Source organism: Tumebacillus permanentifrigoris, from assembly GCF_003148565.1.
Lineage (GTDB): Bacteria > Bacillota > Bacilli > Tumebacillales > Tumebacillaceae > Tumebacillus > Tumebacillus permanentifrigoris.
Genome location: NZ_QGGL01000004.1, coordinates 234,109 through 247,379, shown reverse-complemented (window position 1 = coordinate 247,379; position 13,271 = coordinate 234,109). Strand labels below are relative to the sequence as shown.

The following is a 13,271-nucleotide window of genomic DNA, read 5'->3' as shown; positions in this document are numbered from 1 at the left end:
GTGCTCGATCAACAGGAACTGGTGAAGTCGATTCGCACGTGGAAGAAAACCGGGGAGTTGGCAGCCAAGCGCCAAGGAATTGTCCCGCATATCAGCGAGCTGTCCACCGCAAGGCTGGAGAAGGTCGGCAACCTCTTGAAGGATGTGCGTGTGCAGGACTGGCAAGCCAGCACCACCGAACTCAAGCCGCTGAAAGTGGCGATCCTCAGCAATTTCACCTGCCACTCCTTTGCCAACTACTTGCGACCGTTGTGCTTGCAGGAAGGCATCTGGCCGGAACTCTACACCGCTGATTTTAACCAATACATCTACCAACTGATGGATGAGCAGAGCGAGTTGTATCGATTCCGACCCGATCTGGTCGTGTGCCTCTTGGACGAGCATGTGGTGACCGACGAATTGCCCAAGTGCTGGACGGTGGAGGATGTGGCAGACGTTTGGCCGCGCAAAGTGCAGCAGTTGGAGGAGTTGATCTCCCTGTTTGAACAGCGCTCAGGCAGCTTGTTCGTCCTGAACACGATTCCGCTGAGCCTCGAAACCCACCATGAAATTCTCGACTACAAATCCAAGGCGCGGTTGAGTGTGCAGTGGCGCAAGTTCCAAGCGGAACTGCTGCACCTGAGCGATCGGCACAAGCAAGTGGTCACGCTGGACTTTGAAGTCCTGCAACAGGACGCGCCAAGTGCCACGTTGAACGACCCGCGGCTCGCCTACTACGCGAGCATGACAATCTCGGAAGACCTGTTGCTGTGCATCGCGCGGGAAAGTGTGAAGATCGCGCGGTCGGTGTCAGGTCTGGGCAAAAAGTGCCTCGTGCTCGACCTCGACAACACGCTCTGGGGCGGTGTCATCGGCGATGACGGACTGAGCGGGATCGCGCTCGGCGGCGATGCCCCTGGCAAGATCTTTGTCGACTTCCAAAAGCGAATCAAACACTTGAAAGCCCAAGGCGTACTGCTGGCGATCAACAGCAAAAACGAGACAGACAATGTGATGGAAGTGCTGACCGAGCACCCCGATATGCAATTGCGCCCCGCTGACTTTGTGCGGATCTGCGCCAACTGGGACCCCAAACCGGAGAATCTGCAAAGCATCGCCGCCGGCTTGAACATCGGTGTGGACAGTTTGGTATTTGTCGATGACAACCCGTTCGAACGCAACATCGTGCGGGAATTGGCTCCGACCGTCACGGTGTTGGAACTGCAGGAAGACCCCAGCACGTATGTGCGGACACTGCTCGCAGCTGGGTATTTCAACACCGTGGAACTGACTCAGGAAGACCTGCACCGCACGCAGTCCTACCAGGCAGAAGCGGAGCGCGAACAATTCAGAAGCACCGTCGCTTCCGTCGAGGACTACCTGCACGGCTTGGATATTCATCTCCATCTGTTGCCCCCGACGAACATGTACCTGCCCCGACTGGCGCAGATCAACGCGCGCACCAACCAATTCAACATGACGACGCGTCGATACTCAGAAGCGCTGATGGAGGAGATGGCGACTTCGAATTCCTTCCTGTTGCGCGGGTTCCGCTCGACTGACCGCTTTGGCGACAATGGCATCGTCGGCAGCGTGATCGTGGAGAAAGTCCAAGGGTCGAACGGAGAAACTTGGTGGATTCGCAACTTTTTGCTGAGTTGCCGGGTGTTCTCGCGCGGCCTCGAGACGGCGGTGCTGCAACACATCCTGCGTCTCGCCCAGGACGCGCAAGTCAGCGAGGTGTTTGCCGAGTACATCCCGACCGCCAAAAACAGGATCGTCCACGACTTTTACACCCGCCACGGGTTTGTGGCCTGTGCAGAGCAGGAGGGGATCCAGATCTTCCGCCACGACTTGCACGAGATCGGAGCAACACCGGCATGGCTTCACCTGCACACCGAATCGGAAATGGAGGAGACGATCCAGTGAAAACCAGCGAGAAAGTCATCGAAATCATTGCGGATGTTTTGGATGCGGACCCAGCGGAGTTGAGCCCGACGATGGGACCGCACAATTTGGAAGAGTGGGACTCGGTCAACGCCTTGCGCATCTTGACCAACATTGAAGCGGAACTCAAGGTGCGGTTGTCGCTGGAGCAGTTTGCGAGCGTGACCACGATCGGCGCGTTGACTGAACTGATTCAAAACATGATCCTGCTGGGATGATGGCATAGGGTTGCAAAAAAGCGGAGGTGGGCCAAGGCTCACCTCCTCTTTTTTTTTCAAAAATGCCTGTGGAAAACGCCGGATGCACAGGGAAAAAGCGATCAATAGTTGTCCACCGATAGGCGATATAAATTATCGAATTTTCAATAGAACCTAAATAAAATAACATTCACAATACGACGATCCTATGGTAAACTTTACCCAAGATATAAGTTTTGGGAGGAGGTACTATAAATAAGGTTCACTTTGGAAATATTACGAGACCAATTCGTTGATTTGGATCTTAACTAATAAGCGGTAAAAAAGCAGATTTTTAAGGAAGAGGCGGTCAATCACTCATGGGTAAAAAGGATAATTCTTACACAGGACATTCCCCAGAGGCACGTGATCTTGCAATCATTGGCATGTCGGGAACGTTTCCGATGGCTTCGTCATTGCAACAGGTTTGGGAGAACCAGATAAGGAGTCTGGACTGTATTCGGGAACTCCCTGCCAACCGACGAGAGGCCATTGACCACTATGTACAAGCTACCGGAGGCTCAGCAAGAGACGGGAACAGCTATGCGAAACGAGCCTACTTGGAAGAGATTGATGGATTTGATTACGCGTTCTTCCACCTCTCGCAGGCGGAAGCAAGCTTCATGGACCCCACGCAGCGGTTGTTTTTGCAAAGCGTTTGGCACGTTTTGGAAGAGGCTGGGTATGGTGGGAACCAACTGCAAGGCACGCGAACGGGTGTCTTTTACGGAACCAGTGAAACACCAGAGTACAAGTACAGCCAGATGGTGACGAATGTTCAACCAGAGGATCGGGTGCAAGCCACGCTTGGCAACTTGACTTCGCTCATTCCAAGCCGCATCTCTTACCTGATGGATTGGCGGGGACCAAGTATGGTCATCGATACCTCGGGTTCTTCTTCGTTGGTCGCTTTGCATCAAGCCTGCCAGTCGATTCGAGCAGGTGAGTGTGAGCAAGCGGTGGTCGGCACCGGATGGTTGAATCTCTTGCCGTTGGAAGATCCGGCTGCAGCGGGCAAGGGGTCTGGGGAAGCCGTGATGGCCGTCTTGGTGAAGTCGTTGGAAAAAGCCGTTGCAGACGGGGACCACATTCATGCTGTGATCAAAGGATCTTCCGTGAATCAGGATGGAAGGTCATTTGCAATCGGTGGCCCGAATGCGAGCGCGCAAGAATCATTGTTGGTACAAGCCTGGGAGGACGCCGGTATTGACCCTGCGTCGCTTTCTTTTATTGAAGCACATGGTGCGTTGGAGACGGAGGCAGACCTGCTCGAATTGGAAAGCTTGCACCGAGCGCTGACTTCCTACACAGATGCGCCCAAGCACTGTGCGGTGACGTCTGTGGTTTCCCACCTCGGTCACCTGCAACATGCTACCGGACTGGCAGGTCTGATCACATCCGTGCTGGCGTTGAAAAACAGACAGTTGCCGCCGATGCACCATCTGGCATCCAACCGAGCCTTGCCGGAATCCCTGGCCAACTCGCCGCTCTATCTGGCGGAGCAGGTGCAGATGTGGACGGAGCAACAACATCCGTTGCGTTGCGGGGTCAGCTCCTTTGGCATCAGCGGAACCAACTGTCATGTCGTCCTCGAGGAGGCGCCCGCCGTGCGCCGTGTGGACGAGCCATCGGGAGCAGACTTGCTGTTTACCTTGTCTGCCCGCAGTGAATCTGTCCTGCAAAAGCTGATTGGCGACTATCTCGATGTCGTCAAAGGTTGCGAGGAAGCCGACCTGCAACATCTCTGCTACACGGCGAATACAGGCCGCGGCCACTACGAGCATCGCATCGCGATGGTCATCCATAACCAAGCCGACTTCGTGGAGAAGTTAACCCAGTTGCGTGACCAGTCGCTGGCCAGTGTGCAGCGCGCAGAGGTTTACTATGGGTTCACAGCATCTGAGCTTGTCGAAGCTGCGCAGCCGGAGCTGTATCAACTCGGACTCGCCGCACTCTGCCAAGCGTATGTGGCGGGCACAGATCTGGAGTGGAGCCGACTCTATGCCCAACAGCAGTACCGCAAGCTGAGCTTGCCTGTCTATCCCTTCGAGAAGCACCGTTGCTGGATTGGCATGCAACCGACAGAGACGCCGGTTGTGCGTGAACACGAGCCGGTCGCGACGGCTGTGGCACAGGTGGAAGCTGCACCAGAAGCAACAGGCCCAACGCTTGAACAGACCGTGAAGGAACTGTTCTGTCATTATCTGGGCTACGACGAGATTGACGAAGCTGAAAGTTTCTATGAACTAGGCGGGGACTCGATCGTCGCCGTCAAGATCGTCAACGACATCAACAATGCGCTCCACCAAGATGTGACGATCGTCGATCTGTTCAATCATCCGTCTGTTCAGGAGTTCTGTGCGTTCTTGGAACAAGTGCAGGCCGATACCAGCCGTTCGGTGTCGACGATTCAACGTCTGGAACCGCGAGCGTTCTACCCCTTGTCGCCTTCGCAGCGCCGCGTGTTCGTGATGACGCAATTCGAACCGCAACTCACGATGTACAACATGCCGCATGCAGCGGTGATCGAAGGACGCTTGGATATCAACAAGTTCCAAGCGGCGCTGAACCGAGTGATTCGCAGACACGACTCGTTGCGCACATCGTTTGAATTCGTCCAGCATGAACCGATGCAAGTGATTCATGATCATGTGGACGTCGAGATTGAAATGTACTCGCATCCGATCGAGGAGGCGCAGATTCAGGACGAGCTACGGGCGTTTACCAAGCTCTTCGATCTGAAAAAAGCCCCGCTGATCCGCGTGGCTTTGGCCGAACTCACCAACCAGAAGCACGTCTGCTTCTTGGATATGCATCACATCATCTCCGACGGCACCTCGATGTCGATCTTCGTCAACGAATTGTTGCACCAGTATGAGTCGGAGAGCGAGCTTGCACCTCTGTCCATTCAATACAAGGACTATGCGGTCTGGCAGAACGATCGCCTGCAAGCTGGTCAGCAGGAGAAGCTGGAGCAATTCTGGGCAGACAAGTTCTCGGATCGACTGCCAGTGCTGGCCCTGCCTACCGATCACAGCCGACCGGAGCGCCGAAGCTTCGAAGGCGATCTCCTCCAAGTCACGTTGGGCAAGGAACAGACGGAGTTGCTGTATCAGTTCTCCAAGCGAACGGGCGTTACGACCTATGTGATCTTGCTGGCGGCGTATCACCTGCTCCTCACGAAGCACTCCGGTCAGGAAGACGTGATCATCGGAACGTGGGTCCAAGGCCGACCGGTCAAGGAATTGAACGAGCTGATCGGGATGTTCGTACAAACCATTCCGATGCGCAACCACGCGGGGCGCGAGATGACCTTCACCGAATTCCTGAAACAAGTACAAGCCAACACCCTGCAATCCTTCGAGCATCAGGACTACCCGTTCGAGGACATCGTCAACAACCTGAACCTCAAGCGCGACCTAAGCCGAAACCCGGTGTTCGACGTGGCGTTCTCGCTGCAAAATATGGACAAGCCGGTCATGAACTCACAATCGCTACAGATGGAGCTCCTCCCCACGCACAATGGCGTCGCGCTGTTTGATATCACGCTCTACATGTATGAAACAGAGGAAGGTCTCACGAGCAAATGGGAGTACAGCACCTCGTTGTTCGAAGCCCAGACGATCGAGCAATGGGGTCAGGACTACTACGAGCTGTTGCTGCATCTGGTGAACCATCCAGACGTACCGTTAGCGGAGAGCGATCTGATCTTCCAAAAACAAGTGGAAGTTGAAAACGTAGAGTTTTTATTTTAAAGAGACAAGAACTTCAGGAATAGGGGATGGAGAAAAACGATGAGTCCAAAGACAGAAAAGCTGAATGCTCAGCACTTGGAGTTTTGGAAGCGAGTGTTTGAAGACGAGGTTTCGGTGACCGCAATTCCTAGCGATTGGTCCCGGAGTACAAAGGGCGGTACGAAAGCCGTGTTGCAACGCGTGTTGCCGGCGGAAGTGACCGAGAAAATCTACGGGATGGCCCAGCGCTCCAACCTCGGGGTCTACATGATTCTGTTATCCGGCGTGAATTATGTGCTGGCCCGGTACACAGGTTCGAGCGACCTCGTGGTCGGCGCCCCGGTCACGATGCAGAGCGAGAGCGATGCGGATGAGCAGAATCTGCTGCTGTTGCGCAGCCAGCTCAACCCAGAGCTGACCTTCCGCGAATGGATGGGCGTGATCAAAAACACGGTCACGGAAGCTTTCCGCCACCAGACGACCTCCTTCCAACTGATCGCGGAGAATTACAAATTGATCCATCACGATGCGGAGTTGCCGCAAGTCGACACGCTGGTGTTGTTCAAGCCGATTCAATCGGAATCCAGCAAGGAGCGCGTGCTTTCCAATTCCGTGTTCAGCTTTGATTATGTGGACGGACAGCTGATCCTGCACCTCGAATACGAGCAAGACCTCTTCCATCAGGAGACGATGGAGTATTTCATGGATGGCATCACCGCCTACTATGAAGCGGTATTCCGCGATCCGAGTGCGAAACTGGCCGATCTGGATCTCCTCTCTGAGCAGAGCAGACAAGCCATCCTGCACAACTTTAACAAGCCGTATGAGGCACACCAATACGCTGGACAAACTGTCGAGCAGATCATTGCGCAACGGGTGCTCGCACAGCCGGATGAAGTGGCGCTGATTTTTGAAGATCAGAAGTTGACCTACCGCGAGCTGAACGACCAAGCGGATGCCGTCGCCCATCAGTTGCTTCATGAACATCACGTGAAGCCGGACGAAGCAGTCGCTGTCTATATGCAGCGGTCGGCCTTCATCTACGTCGCGATCCTTGGGATTCTTAAAGCAGGGGCGGCTTATGTTCCGATCGACCCGATCTTCCCGGAAGAGCGGGTCAAGACCATTTTTGAGGAAGCGAGCATTCGTGCAGCTGTTACCCTGCCGACACAAGCGCCCGTTCTGGATGAACTCCTGTCGAGCTGTGCAGACTTCCAAGCCTATATCTGTTTGAACACAGAAAACGCGGCTGCTCAGGCGAACGCCTCTGCATCGGACGTCTCCGTCCCGGTTTTTGAAAATGATGAGCGCCTGGCGTACATCATCTTCACGTCCGGCTCCACCGGGAAGCCGAAGGGGGTAGAACTCGAACAGCGCACCGTGGTCGAGTTTATCCAAGGGATTCACCAGATCGTCGAACCAGTGGCACCAAAAGTCGTCTTGAACGCGACGAGCATCTCGTTTGACATCTTCGTCGTGGAATCGTGGTATGCGCTCTCCCAAGGCATGCAGATCGTGATCGCGAATGAACGCGAACACATGGACCCCGTGGAAATTGCACGATTGATCACGGAACACCAGATCGAGTTGTTGCAACTCACGCCGTCCCGCTTGCAGTTGCTCTTGAACCACCCGACCGGTCGCGAGGCGTTGTCAAAAGTCAAGATGATCATGGTCGGCGGCGAAGAATTGAAGCTCAAGCAGCTCAAGGAACTGCAAGTCTTGACCACGGCTGCCATCGTCAATGTCTACGGCCCGACCGAGGCGACCGTGTGGGCAACCGCCGCTGTGCTGAACGATTCGACCTATGTCAAGATCGGAGCACCGCTGCGCAATTACACCTGTTACATCCTCGACGAACAGGATCGCCTGCAGATGATCGGTGGGATCGGGGAGCTCGTCATCGGCGGAGCAGGTCTCGCACGCGGGTACTTGAACAACCCGGAATTGACGGACGAGAAGTTCATCACGAGTCCGATCGACGGGAAGGAACGCTTGTATCGCACAGGTGACCATGCACGCTGGTTGCCCAACGGGGAGATCCAATGCTTGGGTCGTCGCGATAACCAAGTCAAAGTCAGCGGCTATCGGATTGAACTGGGCGAGATTGAAGCGGCGCTCACCTCGCATCCCGAGATCAGCGAGGCAGCCGTGATCGTCAAAACCGATGAGCACGGAAACAAATCGATCGCGGGTTATCTGGTGAGCGATCTGGACTGGACCCATTCGGAACTCTACGAATTCCTGAAACTGAAACTGCCGGAATACATGATTCCTGCGCAGTTTATCAAGGTCAGCAAACTGCCGCTGACGGTCAGCGGCAAGATCGACGGCATCGCGCTGCAGAGAATGGTCCAACAAGTGGTGGCCGGAACTGCTTATCGCGCTCCTGAAAATGACGTACAACGCGCACTGGCTGACGCTTGGCAACAGATTCTGGGCAAAGAGTCGGTCGGGATTGACGATAACTTCTTCCAGATCGGCGGCACCTCGCTGTCGGGTATCCAGTTGGTGGCGCTTTTGGGTGACCGCTACACGCTTTCGATTAACGATATCTTCGCCTACCCGACGATTGCCGAACTGTCTGTCCAACTGCAGGAGAGCGTAGGATACTTCCAGCAATTTATGGACATGTTCAACCAACCAGCGCCGACTGCCGAGGAGTTGGCAGAGGTTCGGGCGACCGATGAGCGGTTGCTTGCGGAATACCGGGAACGTTTCAGCGCGTACCAAGGGCTGGATCTGGAGGCGCGCAAGTCGTACCAACATATCTTCCTGACCGGTGGAGCGGGCTACTTGGGCACGCATCTGCTGCAGGAATTGCTGGCCAATACAGCGGCTCAGATCACCGTGCTCGTGCGGGCGCAAACGCATCAGGCGGCGCACCAGCTCCTGACCGAACGCACCGAGTACTATTTTGAAGCCCAAAGCAAGGAACTGGATTGGTCGCGGGTGCATGTCGTGGCCGGCGATCTGACGAAGCCGCATCTCGGTCTGAGCGCGGACGAATACGATCAACTGGCGCGCGAGACAGATTGCGTCATCCATGCGGCGGCGTTGATCAAGCATTACGGCTTGGAAGCGGACTTTAAAAAGAACAATGTCGAGGCGACACAAGCGGCGCTTGATTTCGCCAAAGCGCAGCAACGCAAAGACTTCCACCACGTTTCCACGGCAAGTATCGGCACGGGCACCGACATCAAAGTGTTCCACGAATTTATTGAAAATGTCGACGGAACCATCGATCACCACTATCTGCGCAGCAAAGGCGAAGCGGAGAAGTTGGTGCGCAAGGAACAGGCCGACGGGTTGAATTGCACGATCTATCGCCTGAACTCGCTCTCGCAGAATACACGCACTGGCAAATTCATGCTGGACATCGAGAGCAACGGTTTCCACACGTTTGTCCAAGGCTTGAATCAACTGGGCCTGTACCCGGACTTGAACGATCAGGTGCTGGACTTGACGGGTGTCGATCAAGCGGCAGAAGCGATCGTTCGACTGTTCGACCGCCCGGCGCTGCACAACCAAAACCATCACATCTTCAACCCGAACCGCGTCTCTTGGGCCAAGTTTGGACAGGTCATCAAGTCGGAACAACCGCGTGTGGAGCTGGTGCCCTTCGAGGCCTTTATCCAGACGGTGCGCGAGAAGTTCGATGATTCGGCGCAACGCAATGACATTTTGAGCGTTGTGATGAATCTGTTCATGCTCCGCAACACCGAGATGCTCGGGTACAAGCGGGTCTGTGAAAAGACAGAAGTTCTCCTGAAGCAACTGGACTTTGCATGGTCCCCGATTGAAGACAGCCAGATTCAATGCTACCTCTAATTTTTTCGAAGCACTTGACCATGACGGGGGAACTTCAGTCCGTCATGGTCAAGCGCTACCAAAAGGAGGATCTATGAGTCCAACCATTGTGTTCATGTATGCGGGCCAAGGGTCCCAATATTATCAGATGGGGAAGTCCTTGTATGAGGAGCAGCCTGTTTTCCAGTCCTGGATGAAGCGCATGGACCAGATCGTGCAGAGTTTGATCGGAACGTCCGTTTTGGACGAATTGTACAATCCCCTGCATACGGTCTCCCAACCGTTTCAACGAACTCTGCATACCCACATCGCGATCTTCATGGTGGAGGTTGCACTCACCCAAGTATTGCTTGAGCATGGCATCGTTCCCCAAGTGGTGATTGGAGCCAGCTTGGGTGAATTTGCTGCATCGGTAACAGCAGGCGTATGGGATGTGGAGGAGGGGTTGCATGCCGTTGTCGAACAAGCCCGGTTGTTGGAGGCTTATTGTGAAGAAGGCAGCATGCTTGCCGTCCTGCATCATCAATCGATTTATCGATCCAATCCCGTCATCTACAACAACTGTGATCTAGCCTCTGTGAACCATGATGAACATTTTATTGTCTCGGGACCTGCAGCGAAGATGGTGTTGGTGGAACAAGCCTTGAAGTCGAGAGGCGTCAACGGTCTGCGGTTGCCGGTCACCCAAGGCTTCCACTCCACGGCGATCGACCCGGCGGCTGGGGTGTACAAGGCCTTTTTGGAGAAACAACGCTTCCACAAACCGAAGATTCCGTTTGTCTCAAGCCTAACCGGACAGGAAGTGCAGCAGTTCGACCCCGATTACTTCTGGCGGGTCATCCGGGAGCCGATTCAGTTTGCCGAAGCGGTGTCCTATGTACATGACCGGGAACGGGATTGTGTGTATTTGGATCTGGGTCCCTCGGGAACCCTCATCAATCTCCTGAAGAAAATAAAGTCCGAGATTGGGACAGATGTTGCCCATCCTATTATAACGCCTTTTCAGCAAAATAGAAACATTCTAGACAAGCTGATCACGCAATACGCAAGCGAGGAAAAGACGGTAAAGGAGGAGTCGAAGCATATGCTAGCATTCGTGTTCCCCGGTCAAGGCTCTCAGAAAAAAGGGATGGGTGGGGACCTGTTCGACAAGTTCCCGGACATCACGAGCCAGGCGGATGCCATTCTGGGTTACTCCATCAAAGAACTGTGCCTCCACGATCCTCACGATCAATTGGGCCAAACGCAATTCACGCAGCCGGCCCTGTATACGGTCTGTTCGTTGATGTACTTGGATGCGATCCAAGAGACGGGGATCAAGCCGGATGTGATCGCCGGACACAGCGTCGGCGAATACAGTGCGTTGTTTGCCGCAGGGGCGTTCGATTTCGCAACTGGGCTGAAGCTCGTTCAAAAGCGAGGCGAATTGATGAGCCAAGCATTTGGCGGAGGCATGGCGGCTGTTGTCGGTCTGGATGAGCAAGGGATTCAGGCTTTGTTGGCGGAGCATCAACTGGATGGGATCGACATCGCGAACTTCAATACGCCCAAGCAATTGGTCATCTCGGGGCGCAAGGAAGATATCGACCGTGCCAATCCGCTGTTCAAAGCGGTCCCCGGCATCGCGTATATCCCGCTGAAAGTGAGCGGAGCCTTCCATTCCCGCTACATGTCCGAGGCCCAAGGGCAGTTCGCGACGCATATCCAATCGGCGAAATTCTCGGAATTGCAGATCCCGGTACTGGCGAACGTCACCGCTAGACCTTACCGATTCGAAGAGATTCAATCCAATTTGGTGAAGCAGATCACACATTCTGTGAAGTGGTGCGAGACGATTCAAGTCCTCATGGGGTTTGAGAATATCGAAATCAAAGAGATCGGCCCAGGCAAGGTATTGGCTGGATTGTTGAAAAAAACGGTCGCCGAAGCGCAACCGATCTACATCACGCTAGAGGACAAAGCATCGGAGCAGGCGCCTGCGGCGGCGACGATTTTTGCAGCTGACCCGCAGCCAGAGCCATCTGTTGAGACCGTGCCTGTGCAACACTTTGAGGCTGTCCCTGTACAGCATTTTGAAGCCGCACCTGTGCAGAGTTTCGAGCCGGTGCCTGTGCACAATTTCGAGCCAGCACCCGCGGACACTTATGAACCGGTGCCCGTGCACAATTTTGAGCCAGTCCCTGTGCACACTTTCGAGCCGCCGACCGCACAGGAATCCCGCCAACTGGCAGCTGAGTCGCTCGGAAGTCAGGCCTTCAAACAAGACTATCAAGTGAAATACGCCTACATGTCCGGCGCGATGTCGATGGGCATCGCTTCCAAAGAACTGGTTGTGCGGATGGGCAGAGCGGGCCTGCTCGGTTTCCTCGGCACAGGCGGTGTCGAGCTCTGGCAGACCGAAGAAGCGATCCGCTATATCCAACGGGAATTAGCGGCAGGCCAAGCCTACGGAATGAACTTGTTGCACACGCCCAAGCAGCCCGAGCGTGAGGAGCAACACGTTGACCTGTATCTGCAATACGGCGTGCGCAACCTCGAAGCCTCTGCCTTCATGAGCATGACACCTGCGCTGATCAAGTACCGCGCCCATGGCTTGGCGATGGAAAATGGCCGTGTCGTCGCACACAACCGGATCATCGCCAAAGTATCGCGACCGGAGGTTGCGGAGAACTTCCTGAGCCCGGCTCCTGACTATATCGTGGAAAAAATGGTCGACCAACGCAAAATTACGCGCGAGCAAGCGCACATGCTGAAGCAGATCCCGATGGCGGATGACCTGTGCTTGGAGGGCGACTCCGGGGGTCATACCGATGGGGGAAATGCGTTCGTGATCATGCCTTCGATCACGAAGTTGCGCGACGAGATGATGGCCAAGTATGGGTACCACAAGCAGGTCAGAGTCGGGGTAGCTGGCGGGATCGGTACGCCGGACGCGGCTGCGGCTGCTTTTGTTTTAGGGGCGGACTTCATCTTGACCGGGTCGATCAACCAGTGCACCGTCGAGGCGGGCACGAGCAACGCGGTCAAAGACCTGCTGCAACAGATCAACATTCAAGACACGGCCTATGCGCCGGCCGGAGACATGTTCGAACTCGGGGCACGCATCCAAGTGATGAAAAAAGGCGTGTTCTTCCCCGCCCGTGCGAAGAAATTGCACGAATTGTACCTGCAACACCAGTCCCTCGACGAAATCAATGAAAAAGACAAAAAGCAGATCCAAGAAAAGTACTTCAAACGCACCTTCGACGATCTCTATGCCGAATTGAAACGCACGCTTCCACAGCCGGAAGTGGAAAAGGCCGAGAGCAATCCCAAGCACAAAATGGCCTTGCTCTTCAAATGGTACTTCAACTATTCCGCCCGGATCGCACTTCAAGGCGAGCAAGACAAACAAGTGGATTTCCAAATCCATTGCGGCCCGGCACTCGGTGCGTTCAACCAGTGGGTGAAGGGAACGGAACTGGAAAATTGGAGAAATCGTCATTGCGATGAGATCGGCATCAAGCTGATGACGGAAACGGCAAAGTTGCTGCAGCACAAGATGCAACAGTTCGCCTAAGCAAGC

Annotated in this window: 5 protein-coding genes; all 5 read left to right on the top strand. The window is 54.7% G+C overall.

Features of this window, described 5'->3' with window-relative positions; translation table 11 throughout:
* The 5 genes from C7459_RS06240 to fabD all read left to right on the top strand — a co-directional run bounded on the left by C7459_RS06240 (position 1) and on the right by fabD (position 13,265).
* Positions 1-1,908 carry an HAD-IIIC family phosphatase gene (locus C7459_RS06240; protein WP_109687474.1) on the top strand — a complete coding sequence of 636 codons (1,908 nt, stop codon included), beginning with the start codon at positions 1-3 and terminating at the stop codon, positions 1,906-1,908.
* Complete coding sequence (locus C7459_RS06235; protein WP_170119308.1) at positions 1,905-2,144, top strand: acyl carrier protein; 240 nt, start codon at positions 1,905-1,907, stop codon at positions 2,142-2,144. The genes C7459_RS06240 and C7459_RS06235 overlap by 4 nt, the downstream gene beginning before the upstream one ends.
* 338 nt (positions 2,145-2,482) lie before the next feature.
* Positions 2,483-5,917: a condensation domain-containing protein gene (locus C7459_RS06230; RefSeq protein WP_109687468.1), complete on the top strand. Its 3,435-nt coding sequence runs from the start codon at positions 2,483-2,485 to the stop codon at positions 5,915-5,917.
* A 39-nt stretch (positions 5,918-5,956) separates the two neighbouring features.
* The gene (locus tag C7459_RS06225) at positions 5,957-9,727 is read left to right on the top strand and encodes a non-ribosomal peptide synthetase (protein WP_109687466.1); all 3,771 of its coding nucleotides are present in this window, start codon (positions 5,957-5,959) and stop codon (positions 9,725-9,727) included.
* Between the two features lie 73 nt (positions 9,728-9,800).
* The gene (fabD, locus tag C7459_RS06220; RefSeq protein WP_109687464.1) at positions 9,801-13,265 is read left to right on the top strand and encodes an ACP S-malonyltransferase; all 3,465 of its coding nucleotides are present in this window, start codon (positions 9,801-9,803) and stop codon (positions 13,263-13,265) included.
* Positions 13,266-13,271: the final 6 nt, after the last annotated feature.